The following is a 16,830-nucleotide window of genomic DNA, read 5'->3' as shown; positions in this document are numbered from 1 at the left end:
TCTACCCTTGTGTCAGCATATACAGCTCTTCTGCCTATATCCCTTTCGTTAACCGGATCCGGTCTATCCCATGGCCAACCGCCAAATCGGGTTTTTTGATAGTCCATATAAGCTTCTTGAATCTCTTTCTCACTGCTCATAACAAAGGGGCCGTATTGTACGACAGGATCCCCAATTGGTTCTCCTTGTAATAGCAAAAGATAGGATTCACCTTCACCATTTTTGATGGTTATATCAACATTCTCAATCTGTAAACATTGACCGGACTGGGTAGGTTCACCATTAACCAAGATACCCTCGCCTTGATAATAATAGAGGTTACGAATCATGGTGTCAGATTTTCGGGGTAAATCAAGGGAGAAGCCTTGCGCCATCTTGATTAATAGAATATCAACATGATGATTTGGATCTGCTGCCCATGAGTTCGGTGCCGGTTCAAGGGCCGTGTGGCCGTCAAATTCGCCTGCAATAATGGTCACCTCGCTCATAAAGCTTCCCTCTCCGTACGTAAGCTTAGGAATCTTTTCATGCCATAGCATTTTATAATGGGGTTTTACGAATTTATCTTTCCTAGGAAGATTCAACCATATCTGGAAAAGATGCAATGTATTGTCTTTTTCATCTTGAACCAGAGGAAACATTTCGGCATGTTGCATACCACTACCCGCTGTCATCCATTGAACATCACCACCACCATATCTACCGGAAGCTCCTGACGAATCATGATGGTCTACGTAACCCTCAAGCACGACTGTCACGGTTTCAAAGCCTCTATGGGGATGTTCTGGAAAGCCCGGTACCTGGTGCCCATGATACATTTTCCAGTCATTTTCTAAGTCAAAGTCTTGTCCAAGCCGTCTGCCTTCAAGTGATGCTGCCGGTCCCTGTTGGCTATTACCTTTTGGGTACTGATCTAAATGATGCACACAAAACAAAAAGGGGTCCTGCGTTGGCCATTGAAATCCTAAAGGTTGTTTTTTCATAATAGGGTTCATTTCTATTACCTCCTTACTTGAATCAACTGTTTATACTATTTGCATACATCCACAAAATCCAAAGCTTTACCAAAAGTATGCAATTCATCGATGGTTAATTCTATTGCTGAGTCACTGCTACCGCATGCCGGATAGACCTTATCATATGCCTTTAAGGATACATCTATATAAACCTCTACAGCTTCATGTTCAATAGCAAAAGGACAAACACCACCGACCTCATGACCGGTAAAGTGAAGTACCTCTTCTGGTGTTAGCATCTTGGCTTTGGTCATGAAGGTTTCCTTGAACTTACGATTATCAACCCTTGCCTCCCCTGCTGCCACCACCAAAACACAACCTTTATCTTTTTTGAATGCGAGCGTTTTGGCTATTTTATCTGCCGCGCAACCAATGGCTTCTGCTGCAAGTGCTACTGTAGCACTGGATGTATCAAACTCCATAATTTGATCTTCCATTTCGTATTGCTTAAAATATGCTTTCACTTTATCAATGCCCATAATCATGCCTTCCCTCTATAATATAGTAATCTCAAGTTCCATCATCCAACAACAAATCTTGTATGACTTCCAATGTTCGATCCATGGACTTCAAGTCTAGTATCAATACGCTCTTTTAATTCTTGTACGTGAGAAATAATACCTACCAATCGACCGGTTTTTTGTAAATCCACCAAACAGTTAATCGCACTATCTAAGGATTCTTGATCCAGTGTTCCAAATCCTTCATCAATAAACATGGTATCAAGTTGTACACCACCGGCATAGGATTGAACCACATCGGCCAAACCAAGCGCCATCGAAAGAGATGCCATAAAACCTTCACCACCGGATAAAGTTTTTACATGCCGGTTCATACCTGTATAATGATCATAGACTTCTAACTCTAGGCTACCTTTTGCATTTCGTCTTTGCAGTTCTTGTGTTCTAGATAAGAGATATCTACCATCCGTCATCTGAGTCAAGCGTTGGTTTGCTGCCACAATAATATCTTCAAGAAATGCCGCCAAAACATAACGCTCAAATGTAATTCGATAAGTATTATTACCTCTAGCTATATTGGATAAATGACCTAAAACCTGATGTTCTTCTTCCTCATTTCTTATCTTTTGATTTAGATCTTTTATATGTTCTAGCATCATAGTGTTATTTTTGATTCTACCGGTAACGACACCCTTCCGGTTCACAATAACTTTGGTATTTTGGCGTAATGTCTCTATAGTTTTTTCAAAGCTTGCCATGTCTGTTGCCTGCAGATCTTTCGTTTGAAGCTTCAACATCTCAAGGCTTTCTGAAAGACTATGAAGCCGCTTTGCATGATTCTCAATTGTTATTGTGTGATTTTCTATGTCTTCTTGAGGCATTTTCGCCTTGAAATAGTCTTCAATCTTTTCAAATCCTTTTTGTCGAAGCTTAAGAAAAAAAGTGCCTTCTTCCTCCTTTAAGCGCTGTGTTAAAAAAACGATGTCTATATTATATTGCTGCTTCTTTGTTTCAATGGTCAACCTTTCTTCTTTCAATTGATCATAATTATTCTTTGCTGTCTCTAATTGATTTTCCATTTTTTGGACAAGTTTCTCTTGTTCTTCTATGGCTTCCATTAAGGTCTTAAGATTTCTTAAGTCTTTAGGCACCTCATCATATATATATTTAAGATTAGACTGCTTCTCGATCCTTTGACTGCTCATCTTAAGAATCTCTATGTCCACTTGCTCTTTTAGGATCTCTGTTTGCTGGGTTGCCAACTTTTTCTTTTTGATATCCTCAGCTATCGTAACTGACTTTTCTGCCAATCTCTCTATGGATGCCATTTCCATCTGTTTACTTAAAAGTGCATCTTCACGTAACTTTAGCTCTGTATAAAAATAGTTTTTCTCATCCTCAAGACACATTCCTTGAATTTGTACAAACATGTTTTTAGATAAGCTTTGAATACTTTCGTGATATGTAGACTTGGTTTTACTTAGGCGTTCTTCTAATACACTCATTTTGTTGTTTATTACATTCAAACGCTCCTGATAGACTTTTACTTCTTCTCTCTGAGCTTTGATAGCTTCTTCTGTTACTTCTTTTCCACTAAAAGTGGCTAACTCCAAATGTTCCTTAGCTCCACATATCGGACATGGTCGTCCATCTTCTAGGTCTCTGGCAAATATGGCTGCCATATTTTGTAGAAATTCTTGATAGTTATTGTCATAGTTTTTTTCAAGACCTAATAAGGTATGACTCAGGATATCCCGCTCATTTTTCTCTTTTTCATATTGTTCTTTTTCCTTTAGGATCTCACTTTGAAGCTCAATGATTTTTTTAAGATCACTTTTTTCTTTTTTTATCTTTTCCAGTTCTGCTCTTTTTTCTACTATATCAAGCCTTGCTTTATCTGCTTTTTCCTTTTCCAGACTAAGGTGATCGACCTCTTTGTGAGTCAAAGACAAGAAATCCTTGTGCTTTTGCACTTGCTCCTCTAAACGTTTTAATGCAACTTCTGTCTCCTTAACCTTGTCTTCTAAGGTCTTAAGACTTTTTACCTTATCTTCGTATGATCTCAGCCGCATCAATACCTCAGACTGACTGCGTCGTTCATCTTTTCTTCTACTCGAAGTTTCTTCTTCATAAAGTTTAAATGCAGCATCTAACTGTAATTGAAGGGTTCTTATTTTGTGAGCTGATTTTTTATAGGCATCTCTCTTGTTAGCCAGATCCTCTTTTATAGTATTAATATTCTCTTCCAAAGGCTCAAGGGCTTGAACCTCCATAGCTTGCTTAACCTGGTCTTTTAAAGCTTTTATTACTGGTATTTTTATTTTTTCTTCATCAAGAACTTCCTGAATCCTCTTTCTTTCTTCTATCTTTTTGTTGATTTCTTTGGCCTTTTCACGTCTTTCAATCTCATTTTCAAGAGCTTGACTTTGCATACTTATTTCTTCTTCTAAGTGGTCTAACTCTAACCGATCCTTAGAGTTCAACTCTTCTACGCATTTAAGAATCTCTTCAATCGGCTTATCATTTGCCTGTATCATCTTACCTAAGTCTTCATGATTGGCCCAATCTATGTTGGTGATATCATGGTCTCTGATTTCTCTATCTCTCTTAATGCTATTCATTAACATGTTTGATTTTGCTTCAAGGCGGTTTTGAAATAAACTATACATACTTGTATCAAAGAGTTGCCTAAGGACACTTTCCCTTTCTTCACTGGTCGATGTTAATAGTTTTTGAAACTCTCCTTGTGGAATCATCATGATTTGTCTGAATTGTTCTGCATTGATACCCAGTAGAGATTCAATTTTTTCATTAACCGATATAACACCCACAATAATGGTTTTTGGTTCTTGATTAAAGATGGTCAGAAAGGCTTCCGGTTTTTGTTCCGTTGTCCCTTCACCTCTTTTTTTTGGCTTATCCTGCTTAGGTATACGATGGATGTGGTATTTTCTACCTCTAAGTTCGAACTCAAGTTCAACTTCTGTTAATAGATCCCTCTCTGAAAACTGACTTCTCAGACTTTCTGCTGTACGCATATGACCACTACATTCACCATACACAGCAAAACTTATAGCATCAAAAATTGTGGTCTTGCCCGAACCTGTCGGCCCAGTAATCAAAAATAATTTCTTATGTCCTAACTCACCAAAATCAATTATTTCCTTGTGCTTATATGGACCGAAAGCGGTCATCGTTAGTTTGATGGGTCGCATTATAACGCCCTCCCCTCTTGTTTTAGAGCGTCCATTATGCATGCAATCACATCTTGCTTTTCTTCTGTGAATGCCTCTGCAGAGACATTTTCATAGAACTCCCCGAACAAGGCCAATATGCTTTTCTTCGCAAACGCTTGACCTGCCGATGTTTGCATCAAACCAGCTTCTCTTTCAAAGACTTCTCTTTCTAGTTTTAAGATATTAGGGTATATGGATCTAAGTGTTCCAATAGCATCCATAAGCGCCCCTCGATCTGTTAATACTGCCATTATGTAGTCCTCTGTATTTGTATCTGCATATATTTTAGAGTCCATTAGTTTTCCAAGCTTACCTTTAATAATTCTCATGTCTTTTAAGGGCTTTAAACTGATTTGCCTTATATCTAAACTGCCCTTAGCATCCATATCTACCATGGTAACAGATTTTTTCTGATTGGCCTCTGAAAAAGAGTATTTGAGCAAAGAACCTGCATAACGTATGTGTTCATATTTGACCTTCTGTGGTTTATGCAAATGGCCTAATGCCACATAATCAAAGCCCTCAAAATAATGAACATCCACATGCTCAGAGCCACCTATGGATAAGGGTCTTTCAGATTCACTTGTTTCAGGTTCCATACTGCCCATAATAAAGCCATGAGCAATGCATATATGTCGACCGGTACTAGGTTTATTGGCATGAATATCTGAGATTATCTTTTTCATGGCTGTATCATGATCTTTGATGTCATCGTCATTATATATTGCTCGCACAATTGCTGGCTCTACATAAGGAATCGGATAAAAATAAACCGGCCCACTTGCATCTTCTATGAGGATTGGCTTCATATCTTTTTCTATGTTTCCATGAATATGAAGCCCCTGATCTGTTAGCAATCGACTGGCAAATCCCAAGCGATCAGAGCTGTCGTGGTTACCTGCAATGGCAATAATCTTCAACTCATGTGTCAAAACAGCTTCAGAAAAAAAGCTGTCTAGAAGTTCTACCGCTTCAACTGGTGGTATTGAACGATCATATATATCACCGGCAATAATCATAACATCCGGTTTTTCTTGTTTTATCAGATCCATTAATTGGTCAAGCAGGTATCTTTGATCTTCTGTCATATGAATACCATGGACCAACTTACCAATATGCCAATCCCCTGTATGTAATATCTTCATCTCATCTCCCCTTAACAAATACAAGAAAACTCGGAGGGCGTAATCCGCTCCGAGTTAAGTTTTAGGCAAGCATGACTAAACTTAGTGCCATAACTGCCATGCCACCAATTAATCCATAAATGGCTATATGATGTTCTCCATACTTTTCAGCTGTTGGCAAAAGCTCATCTAAGGATATATAGACCATAATTCCGGCAACACCTGCAAAAATAATGCCAAACATTAAATCACTAGATATCCTAAGCAATAAGAAATAACCGACAATTGCACCTACCGGTTCTGAAAGACCTGACAAAAAAGATAATTTAAATGCCTTTTTCTTATCACCTGTAGCAAAATATATAGGTACTGATACGGCAATCCCTTCAGGTATATTATGAATAGCAATCGCTATAGCAATACTGATACCTAATGTAGGATTTTCAAGAGCTGCAAAAAATGTAGCCATGCCTTCCGGAAAGTTATGAATCGCAATGGCCAGAGCAGAAAAAAGTCCCATACGCAATAGATTCTTATCTTCTTTCACTTTAATCTTAGGTGGTTTATAGCCTTCTTTTTCAACTAAATCATCTAAGGCTTCTATTTCTGATAAATCATGTACCTCATGAGGGTTCTCATAACTTGGCACCAACTTATCAATAAGAGCAATCAAAGCGATTCCGCCAAAAAATGCAATTGTTGTCAGCCATAGTCCGCCAGTTTCGCCGACCACTTCGGATAATGATTCATTTGCTTTTGGAAATATCTCTATGAATGATACATAAATCATAACACCTGCTGAGAAGCCTAAAGCTAATGAAAGAAACTTTTTATTGGTCTGTTTTGTATAAAAAGCAAGTACACTTCCTATGCCTGTCGATAAACCTGCAAATAAGGTTAAGGCAAATGCAAACATAACCGTTTGCCACGAATAATCCATATATTGTCCTCCAAATAAAGCAAAATATTTATGTCTGCTATGATTATAACACTTTTCTTATAAAAGTGACAATGTGTGTTTCAATAATTTTCCATAGCAAAAACCATCTTACGTCCAAATCTTGCGTAAGATGGTTTTCTTATAATGCTATGGCTAAAAGGTCAAGTTACATGTTGTTTACTATTAACTAGGGCTATAAACCTAGGCTTTGGATTTTTTACTTCTTCTAGCCCACGCATATGATCCTATGACAAATGAAACACCTAAAAGACTTAGACCTAAAATATTGGTTTCTCCTGTTTTGGGAACCTCTGTTGCTTCCTGATTTACCTCTGAAAGGGTGAAATCTGAAGGCACTAATACTTGATCAATAACATGTACCACGCCGTTGCTGGCCATGATATCTGCCGCAATAACATTTGAAGTATTAATCTTAACACCATCACTTAATGAAGCTACAACATCATTGCCATTTAAAGTCCCTGCCCTAAGCCCTTCAGTCAAATCGGTACTAAGCACTTGTCCACTTATGACATGGTAGAGAAGAACTTTACTTAAATCTGGCTGTGCCATTAATGCTTCTGCTGAAATACCTAATTGAGACAGTAATGATTCAAAAGCTGCATTGGTTGGTGCAAATACTGTAAAAGGACCATCTGCCATCAATGCTTCAACGAGTCCGGCTTTTTGCAACAATGCTACCAGCATACTGAGGTCGTCGTTACCTAGTGCTATTTCAACGATACTAGGATTTGCTGCAGGGGCTGTCACTTCTGCTGGTTCAGGTTGACTTAAAACAAAATCAGCTGGAATAAGTACTGTATCAATAACATGAATAACACCATTGGTAGCTGAAACATCTGCTGCTTCAACATTTGCATCATTAATCTTCACACCGTCTTTTAAATCTATAGTAATATTATTGCCGTTTAAAGTTGGAGCCATCATGCCGTCACTCAAATCTGAACTAAGTACTTGACCACTTACCACATGATATAAAAGTACTTTACTCAAATCAGGATGTGCAAGTAAATCGCCTGCTGTAATACCTAATCCATTAAGTAATTTTTCAAAAGCCGCATCTGTTGGCGCAAAAACTGTAAATGGACCTTCGCCTTGTAGGGCACCTACAAGTTCTGCCTCTGTGAGTGCTGCAACCAGGGTTGTAAATGAACCATTATTGACAGCCACATCGACGATATCGCCCTCTGCTGCCATTACTGGTGTGTAACTAAAAACCATCATGAGTGCCATTAATAAACTTGCTATTTTCTTCATATTGTTAACCTCCTATAAATACTTGATTTTTATGATTGTTGGTTATGGTGTTAGAACTAAGTGACTTAACTTTAGATAGATTGTATGCAAAAATTTATCTGTTCGTTTTAGTTTTTAACCATCTTTAAGTTGATTTAAATATATCACTTTACGTGATATCTGTCAAGGGTTATTGATAATTATTTTCAAATATATTTGCATTTATATTTCAATTCGTGATATAATTAGTAAAAGGTGGTGATTACATGCTATTTAACCTCATTAGACTTTCAATACTTCTTATGATTGTTCTAATTAATTTAACCCTTACAAGTCCCCTAGAAACGTTTACATTAAAGCCTCCAGAATCCATTGATGAAGTTTCACAATTTGCTATCGTCGAGACTAATAATGATTTTTTTCAGATTCGATCAAATCCAAGCATAGACTTTCTAAATAAAAACAAAGATTATGTTGGATGGATTCAAATAGAGAACACTACGATTGATTACCCTGTAGTCAAAGGTCCTGACAATGATTTTTATCTTAACAAGAACTTCGAACAACAACCGGCTGATGCAGGAAGCATCTTCATGGATTATCGCAATTTTGGTTTTGGCTTCGATCAGCATACCTTAATCTATGGCCACAATATGAAAAACGGTTCTATGTTTGGACAATTGGATTTGTATTTAGATTATGATTTTGCCCTTACCAATCCAATCATTTATGTACACGATTTATACGGTCTTCGCAAATACCATGTGTTCTCCAGTTATTATGCCAAAGCGGATACCGAAATCATCCAAACCGATTTTTCCACATCAGACATTGAACTGTTTTTCAAAAAACTTAAGGATAAATCTAGTCTTGATTATGACCTTCATCCAAAGGCAACAGATCGCATCTTATCATTAATCACATGCAATTATGATGTTAATGACGGGCGTCTATTCGTTCATGCCCTTGAAATCATAGAAGATTAATCCGCAATAGATGATAATAAAAAATCCGTAAGCAATTTTAATATGCTTACGGATTTTTGTTACGTAATTTTGGTATTTTGAAAGTGGATGCTAATAATAATAACTGCCACCATCTACCATGGAGCCAATTAATAGTGCTATTGCTGATCCAAAAACGATTCCTAATATGATAAAGACAACAAAAAGAATCAAATACGCTTGGAAAAATGTTTTTCTACTTCGGTTGCCATTGGAACCAAAAGCCCAAACAAATACCATAATAATATTAACCAGCGGTATTAACATAACAAGGAAGGTTCCTAACCACCCTAAAACCGTCATCGGTTGATTGTTTTTATCATTTAAGTCAACGCCGACCGCATTATAATGCGGTTGTTGATTCATATTGTTGACTTGAGGCGGTGGTGTCGGTTGTGGTGTCGGTTGTGGCGTTGGTGGTGGTGTTGGTGTTGGCTGTGGCGCCGGTGCTGGCTGTGGTGTTGGTGTTGGCTGTGGTGTTGGTGTTGGCTGTGGTGTTGGTGCTGGCTGTGGTGTTGGTGCTGGCTGTGATTGTGATTGAGATACAACAGGTACCGGCACCGGTATCGGCGCTGGCTGTGGTGAAGATTGTGACCTATTGACTGATTCTTCCTGATTTGCTTGCATTTCAGCCATTGTAACTGCTGAATTTCCAGTTGGCTTTTCTGTTTTTGCGCCACATTTTGTGCAAAATTCAGAATTCTCTTCTAACTCTTTACCGCATTGATAACAAAACATATTAACGCCTCCATCTTCCTCATAAATGTTTTCTATGTATGGTAAGGTCAAGTATTGACTCTTTAACCATTTACTGATTCTAATATTATTATACCAATATCATGGTCAAATTCAAGTCTAAGCTGAAATCCTATTGATTTATACCTTTTATATAAATATCAAAATGCTGATAGTCTTTACTGTTTTTCCAGTCACCACCCCACGAAAACCCTCTAGAAACAAAGGCTTCATAACAAACGTCATTTTTAAAAATCATGCCTTTAACAGGAACTTCCCTGTCCACATATGAGGTCCCTTCTACTGGATACACACCGTTTTTTGTAACATATGGGTTAACCAATGGGTTGATGTCGATAGCAAGTCCATAACTATGGTTAGAAAGTTTGCTCGTGCCTTCAACCACGCGGTAATTAAATGCCGAAGTATTGTTGTTAACCATCGATAAATTGTCATCACCATCATAAATATCGATCAATTCAATTTTTTCTATTGGAAATGAAGCTTTATGAAGATCCTCAAAAATATCCAGTACTTTTTGAGCAATCTCTTTATGTACAATCAATTGGCCTTGATGCTCCAAATCATCGAAACCGTAATAAACAACTTTTACCAACCTTAAATCCGAGAACTTAATATGCTCATTATCATGATAGGATTTGCCCAACATGGCAGCCTGCATAGCTTCATCTATTTCACTTATAACCGCTTCCATTTTAGGCTCAACCGGTGGTACATCTACAACTTCATTTACCGGATTTTCCACATTACTTTCATCCACATAATCAGACTCATCACTCGGTTTTGCAACAATTAATTCAGCCGGATTTTGCTTGTCGTCTTTTACATTAAATACAATCATCAGCAATAAAATTATGACAATCCCTAACCCTGCTATTTTTTTCATCTACGTTCTCCTTGTATCTTCACAATTTTCAACTAGAGACATGGCTTCTTTCATCTCGTAGCCAAAGCTTTCTGCAACTTGTTTGTGTGTAATATGTCCTTTATAAGTATTCACACCTTTTCTCAATGCTTCATTGGTGGTAATAGCACCTTCAAAACCTTGGTCGGCAAGTAATAGCGCATAAGGTAAAGTTACACCCGTGAGGGCAAAAGTGGATGTTCTAGGAACGGCACCCGGCATATTGGCAACCGCATAATGTACAACACCATGTTTTACATATGAAGGTTGGTCATGTGTTGTAATACGATCTATTGTTTCAACCAAACCACCTTGATCAATAGCTACATCAACAATTACAGCACCATCTTTCATAGATTCAACCATCTTGGAGGTTACAAGCTTTGGTGCTTTGGCGCCGGGTATTAAAACCGCACCTATGAGCAAGTCTGCCTTTTCAACTGCTTTTGCAATATTAAAAGGATTGGAGTATAAAGTAGCTACGCGACCATTAAAGATGTCATCTATATATGCCAATCTTTTTGGACTGATATCTAATAAGGTTACATGAGCGCCTAAGCCTACTGCCATTTTTGTGGCATTTAGACCTACTATACCTCCACCAATAACCACAACCTCGCCCGGCATGACACCTGGGACACCTCCAAGTAGAACGCCACAGCCACCTGTATATTTTTGTAGCATGAAAGCACCCACTTGAGTGGCCATTCTACCAGCAACTTCACTCATTGGCGTCAGTAATGGTAGGCTATGGTCCTTGAGTTCAACTGTTTCATAGGCGATTGCTGTGATTTTTTTTCTCATCAACACGTCGGTTAATTCTTGGTTAGGCGCTAAATGTAAGTATGTAAATAAAATTTGACCCTCTTTTAGCCTGTCGTACTCTATCGGTATGGGCTCTTTAACCTTCATAATCATTTCAGCACTTTTAAAAACTTCATCTGCATGGTTTATAATTGTTGCACCCGCTGAGATGAAAGCCTCATCTTCAATACCACTGCCAATACCTGCTTGTGTCTCAATAAGTACAATATGCCCCTTTTTTGTCAGGGTATGGACACCTGCTGGTGTTAGTGCTACGCGATTCTCATTGTTCTTAACCTCTTTTGGCACACCAATAATCATATAGAAACCTCCCTAGTTATTATTTCATATAATGGAAAAGATCAGAACTAAGTTTTGCTAAATTCACATAGTATATGAAAGGGCAACAATATAGTTTTGTCGCCTTAATCATATAATAATATCACAAGATTATTATGCCTTCAAGGTGATTACCATATATATTCAAGCAATTGTTCCTAATATATGTATTTTTTATTTTTATACTTAAACAATTCGATAACATTTACACTTAAAGACCATAGATCAATTATAACCTTTCATTATTCTATGGAGAGACAATAATTCTTTAAAAAAAAGACTTGACCTTAGACTGGTTACTGGTTATAATAATACTTGCTTCAACGGTAGCCAATTATGCGCGAATGGCTCAGTGGTAGAGCATCGCCTTGCCAAGGCGAGGGTCGCGAGTTCGAATCTCGTTTCGCGCTTCATATAAAAACGCCTAATTTCTTATTTAACAAGAATATGGCGTTTTTATTTTAGATTTTACTAACATACATGGGTTTAAAGCCAAAGTTTCTTTAAGTTCAGATACAAAAATATCTTCTTTTATGCTATTATATCTATAAGACAATATAGGATTATAATCAACTTTATTTCGACACCTAATTACGAGCAAACAGAGCCCAAATACGACCCAAGTGAGGTATCTATGAGTAAAATAGCAATTATCACATGTAGTACAAGTGGACTTGATTATATAAAAGGCTATGAAAATGTAAAAATAGCAAGAACCACCATCATAATGAACCAAAAAGAATACATGGACGGACTTGATCTTAAACCTAGTGACTTCTATAACCAACTGGATTGTCTTGAAGATATTCCTCAAACCGCTCAACCTTCACCAGGCCAACTTCTTGATATCTATCAAAAACTTAAAGATGAAGGGTATACCGATGCCATTTATATTTCTATATCTGAAAACTTAAGTGGAACCTATCAAGGTGTTTGCCTTTCAAAGAGCTATATTGATGACTTAATTATTCATCCTTTTAATAGCGGTTCAGCCTCTTATATCACAGGCTATATGGCAATGGAAGCCTACCGTCTAGTTGAGGAAGGTGCTTCTGTTGATACTATTTTGAACCACCTTGAAAAAATAAAAGAAAATGATTATATCTATTTTATGGTTGATGATCTTAAATATTTAGTAAAAAACGGCCGTTTATCTAATAGTGCTGCTTTTATGGCTTCCATGTTGAAAATAAAACCGCTCCTTGAAATGAATGAGGAAGGTAAGATTGTAGCTTCTGAAAAAATACGAACCACCAAAAAAGCTATAAACCGAGTCATCGAAAGATTCTTTGAATCCACCAATAACGGTGCCGACACGCGCTTCATTTTCCTTTTTCACACAGAAGCACCAGAGCATCTTGAAACCGTTAAAGCACGTTTTGAAGAAGTTGGCATTGATACATCTTCACTTATTGATGCACCAATTTCACCTGCAGTTGGTTGTCATCTTGGCAAAGGTGTTATCGGCATTGGATATGTTAAGAATTTTTAGTCCAATCACTTTTTCTCATCCTCTTTAGGAAGAACTCTATAATATGAACCTAATATTTTAATATTGTATTTATCATAAACATGAGCAATGGCTTCTCGCACATGCTCATCTTTTTGATAGCACCCATCAATATCTATGAAAAAATTATAATTCCCTAGACCTGTTTTTGTCGGCCTAGATATAATAGATTTTAGATTGATTTTTTCTCTTGAAAAAGTATTCAATATGTCACATAATAGGCCCGGACGGTCTAAATCATCACTAACCACAAAGAAGGTTTTCCAAGATCGATTGGCGACAACTTCTTCATTTAGATGCTGAGATACTATAATAAATCTTGTCTCATTGTCCATGGAGTCTGTAATGTTTTCTATTACCATCCTAAAATCATGACGGTTATGAAGCATATGTATTGGGATAATAGCGCCTACCCCATCATCACCTTTTATGACTTCTTCATAAGACTGACTGTTGCTTGCTGTTGTAATGATATCAACATCTCTAAACTGCTCCAAGAAATCCAAACATTGATTTTCCGACTTAAACTGGGCATATACTTTTTTAATATCTTTGATACACATACTGTTTCCTACAAAAGCAAATCGAACAGGCAGTACTATCTCATGAATGATCTTGAGGTTCGTATGGGTCAGCAGATCCAAGATAATCTGTACAAATCCATCTAAGGTATTTTCGATGGGTATAACCCCATATTTACAGTTGCTGCCTACTGCCTCAAACGTTTTACGCATGGAAGGATAGTAGGCTAACTCCATCTCCAAACTTTGTGTTTCCAGATATTTTTTTGTCGCAAGCTCTGTAAATGTTCCTTTCGGTCCTAGTACTGCAATTTTATCCATTTTCCCAACCTCTTAATCTATAATAATTGTCCTATCCATATGTCTTTGTCTCTTTAACTTTTATATTATCCCATAAACTGATACGACACGCAATCGACTTTATATAATTCAAAAAAAGAAATCAGTTATCCATTGATGGGGCCTATGTTATATGGTACAATTGACCTATTGAGATTAGAGTGTTGGAATGCCTAAGGGGTAAATACTATGTTGGTTGAGCCTATCTATACACTTACAGTAAATGGAAATTTTATTGGTACACTTATCGCTATTGTGATGGTAGGTGCCTTTTCTTTGCTTTCTATTTTATATTACATTTATATTGACAAAGACCGACTGCTCATCTACCTGATTAGTTATTTCACCTTTGTATTCATAAGCTTGTTAACAAGCAACTACTTTCTTCTAATACAAATATCGGAACCATCTTTAGTGGATAAATCACTCTACACGACACTCATTCTTTTTCTTGATTATGGCATACTTTTTTCAATTCTATGTGGCACCATGTACATTTTCCAACGCAAAAATCTATGGCTTTCTTTCCTTTATTTCATTCTAGTGCCAGCTTTTTATAGTCTTAGCCTTTACAACTATCGTTTTATGCTTCCATTATTTATCACCTATTTGAGTTTGGTCGTTTTATATTGTTTTTATTTGACTTTATATGAAATAATCCATCGATTTTTAAACAAATATATTCTATATCTCGCTTTTTATTTTTCTCTATTAATTTACTATGCCTTAGTATACTGGATTATTTATGACCATGGATTCTTAAGGTCTTTTGATTGGATTTTTTCACTGATTTTGGTCTTCATGTCCATCTTTATATTTCTTGTTCGCTATAAAAAGGTTATTCTTGAAAAAGATTACCTTTATGAAAAATTGACCCACGATAGCTTGACCCATTTATACTCAAGAAGCTATTTTCTCAAATCTTTGAACCACATCGAAAAGGGTACCCTACTCTTTATTGATGTTAACTATTTTAAAACAGTTAACGACCAATACGGACATTTGATCGGGGATCAGCTACTTGTTGATTTTTCTGACTATCTACTTGAAGGCAATCCTATCAATTTCCTTCCCTGTCGTTATGGTGGAGATGAGTTTGTTCTACTCCTTTATGATGAATCAATTACATCCTTACAGATTCACGATTTCTTAGATGCGCTATTTGCAAAGTTCAAAATGATTCTAATGCAAAATAACATTACCGACCCCTCTATTGGTCTCAGCATCGGTATAGCAGCTTTTCATGATTATTGTGGGCACGATGCCCTTATACATGCTGATTTCTCTATGTATGAAGCAAAAAAAGACGGCAACTATAAGATTGTTGTTCATGATGAAGGGATGGTGGGATGGTGAGTATTTTAGACAATACTTTTGATATTAACCTTACTCTACTCGGAACTTTACCCACAATTATAATCTTACTCATTCTAATAGCACTATACATTGTTACAACATTGTTTGTACAGCATCTTAAGTATGTGGGACAGGCTGTTCTTATTGAATGCTCCATACTTATAACTTTGGTGTTCTATTTACTATTGACGCATGCTACCTCCGATCTACAGATTTTTAATTATTCGAGATTGGTATATCTGTCTTATAATTTATTAGCTGTTGTAATCGTAGGTGCCACATCTTGGATGACCAAGAAGAAAACCATCATCCCTTTCATAATCGCTATTTTTATAAGCACTATCATTATTAGCTTAATCTTTATGAACGATACATGGTTCATAACTAGAGGCGTTCAGTATGGTAGCACGCCCACCGCTGTTAAAGGACCTTATTTTTTTATTTTCCAACTTTATTCCATTTCACTCGCCTTGTATGTGCTTGTTGATTTTGTCCTTCTGTATTATCGTAATAAGCCTATGTTTAAAGAGATTTGGCTTTTATATGGTGCAATCTTACTATATTTGATCCACACTACCTATATAAGCTATATAATTAGCAATTACCCTTATAGCAATCCAAGCTTATATAGGAGTACTTTACTTTTTGCAACTTTAAAAACCATTTATACTTTTAAGATGATCAAAGAGACGATTGTCATGCGTGAGTCATATTATCAAGCCTACCTATATGATGATCTTACAAAGTTATATAGTAGAAACTATGCTCTAGAGAATCTTAATCACTTATTGAATGCTGTCCATCTAAAGGATCATTACCTTGCAATAATTGATGTTGACCACTTCAAAATTATTAATGATAACTACGGTCATCATAAGGGTGACCTTGTTCTAAAAAATTTGGGTGAAATATTAAAAAAACAATCTGCCCCGTCCACTTTAAGCGGTCGTCTTGGTGGTGATGAGTTCCTCATTATTTTCAAATCAATGACAAGAGAAAAAGTCCATAAGAGCCTAGAAAGCATTCTTAAGGACTATAATGATATGATTGCTAAAATGGGAATAAAAATGAATGAGGTTCGAACCGGTCTTAGTATAGGATATGTTTCGCTTCATGAAGGTATGAAGTCGAAAGATGTTCTATCTATGGCCGATTCCGCTATGTATCAAGCAAAAAGTAATGGTAAGAATACCATTACTTTTCACCCTAAAGATACTAACCCTCATAATATAACAGCCTAAACCAATAGGTGCTTATTACTAA

At 36.8% G+C, this 16,830-nt stretch carries 14 protein-coding genes and 1 tRNA gene; 5 read left to right on the top strand and 10 right to left on the bottom strand.

Translation table 11 applies throughout. The features are described 5' to 3' along the window. The 6 genes from P0N36_RS01425 to P0N36_RS01400 all read right to left on the bottom strand — a co-directional run. Positions 1-995 (bottom strand): pirin family protein (locus tag P0N36_RS01425; RefSeq protein ID WP_275840949.1); only part of this gene is annotated, 995 nt, incomplete at its 3' end. A gap of 35 nt (positions 996-1,030) precedes the next feature. Further along, positions 1,031-1,495, bottom strand: coding sequence for a YbaK/EbsC family protein (locus tag P0N36_RS01420; RefSeq protein ID WP_275840947.1), 465 nt, complete (start codon positions 1,493-1,495; stop codon positions 1,031-1,033). 41 nt (positions 1,496-1,536) lie between these two features. After that, a complete protein-coding gene (locus tag P0N36_RS01415; RefSeq protein WP_275840946.1) occupies positions 1,537-4,692 on the bottom strand; it encodes an SbcC/MukB-like Walker B domain-containing protein in 3,156 nt (1,051 codons plus the stop codon). After that, positions 4,692-5,858, bottom strand: a complete 1,167-nt coding sequence (locus P0N36_RS01410; RefSeq protein ID WP_275840945.1) for an exonuclease SbcCD subunit D — start codon at positions 5,856-5,858, stop codon at positions 4,692-4,694. The genes P0N36_RS01415 and P0N36_RS01410 overlap by 1 nt, the downstream gene beginning before the upstream one ends. 61 nt (positions 5,859-5,919) lie before the next feature. Continuing rightward, positions 5,920-6,777: a zinc transporter ZupT gene (gene zupT / locus P0N36_RS01405; protein WP_275840944.1), complete on the bottom strand. Its 858-nt coding sequence runs from the start codon at positions 6,775-6,777 to the stop codon at positions 5,920-5,922. 201 nt (positions 6,778-6,978) lie between these two features. Continuing rightward, the gene (locus tag P0N36_RS01400) at positions 6,979-8,055 is read right to left on the bottom strand and encodes a fasciclin domain-containing protein (protein ID WP_275840943.1); all 1,077 of its coding nucleotides are present in this window, start codon (positions 8,053-8,055) and stop codon (positions 6,979-6,981) included. Positions 8,056-8,300: 245 nt separating this feature from the next. Here P0N36_RS01400 and srtB point away from each other — a divergent pair, with 245 nt between their 5' ends. Continuing rightward, entirely contained in the window at positions 8,301-9,020 is a 720-nt protein-coding gene (srtB, locus tag P0N36_RS01395; RefSeq protein WP_275840941.1) for a class B sortase, read from the top strand. Positions 9,021-9,110: 90 nt separating this feature from the next. On the opposite strand, the gene P0N36_RS01390 is transcribed toward srtB, so the two are convergent. From P0N36_RS01390 to ald, 3 genes are all read right to left on the bottom strand, one after another. Continuing rightward, positions 9,111-9,776: a zinc ribbon domain-containing protein gene (locus P0N36_RS01390; protein ID WP_275840940.1), complete on the bottom strand. Its 666-nt coding sequence runs from the start codon at positions 9,774-9,776 to the stop codon at positions 9,111-9,113. 130 nt (positions 9,777-9,906) lie between these two features. Next, positions 9,907-10,680, bottom strand: coding sequence for a M15 family metallopeptidase (locus P0N36_RS01385; RefSeq protein ID WP_275840938.1), 774 nt, complete (start codon positions 10,678-10,680; stop codon positions 9,907-9,909). Continuing rightward, complete coding sequence (gene ald, locus P0N36_RS01380; protein WP_275840936.1) at positions 10,681-11,823, bottom strand: alanine dehydrogenase; 1,143 nt, start codon at positions 11,821-11,823, stop codon at positions 10,681-10,683. 356 nt (positions 11,824-12,179) lie between these two features. Between ald and P0N36_RS01375 the strand changes: the two genes are divergently transcribed. Next, positions 12,180-12,251 (top strand) — tRNA-Gly (locus P0N36_RS01375). Between the two features lie 224 nt (positions 12,252-12,475). Further along, a complete protein-coding gene (locus tag P0N36_RS01370) occupies positions 12,476-13,333 on the top strand; it encodes a DegV family protein (RefSeq protein WP_275840935.1) in 858 nt (285 codons plus the stop codon). Between the two features lie 5 nt (positions 13,334-13,338). Here the strand turns inward: P0N36_RS01370 and P0N36_RS01365 are convergent, their stop codons facing one another. After that, complete coding sequence (locus P0N36_RS01365) at positions 13,339-14,193, bottom strand: prephenate dehydratase (protein ID WP_275840933.1); 855 nt, start codon at positions 14,191-14,193, stop codon at positions 13,339-13,341. Between the two features lie 207 nt (positions 14,194-14,400). Here P0N36_RS01365 and P0N36_RS01360 point away from each other — a divergent pair, with 207 nt between their 5' ends. Beyond that, positions 14,401-15,567: a GGDEF domain-containing protein gene (locus P0N36_RS01360; RefSeq protein ID WP_275840932.1), complete on the top strand. Its 1,167-nt coding sequence runs from the start codon at positions 14,401-14,403 to the stop codon at positions 15,565-15,567. Beyond that, a complete protein-coding gene (locus P0N36_RS01355; protein ID WP_275840930.1) occupies positions 15,561-16,808 on the top strand; it encodes a GGDEF domain-containing protein in 1,248 nt (415 codons plus the stop codon). Before P0N36_RS01360 ends, P0N36_RS01355 begins: the two co-directional genes overlap by 7 nt. The last annotated feature ends 22 nt before the right edge of the window (positions 16,809-16,830 follow it).

Origin of the sequence: Petrocella sp. FN5 (genome assembly GCF_029210395.1) — a bacterium.
Taxonomy (GTDB): Bacteria; Bacillota; Clostridia; order Lachnospirales; family Vallitaleaceae; genus Petrocella.
Note: the sequence above shows the minus strand (reverse complement) of the source record. Positions and strands in the feature narration are given on the sequence as shown.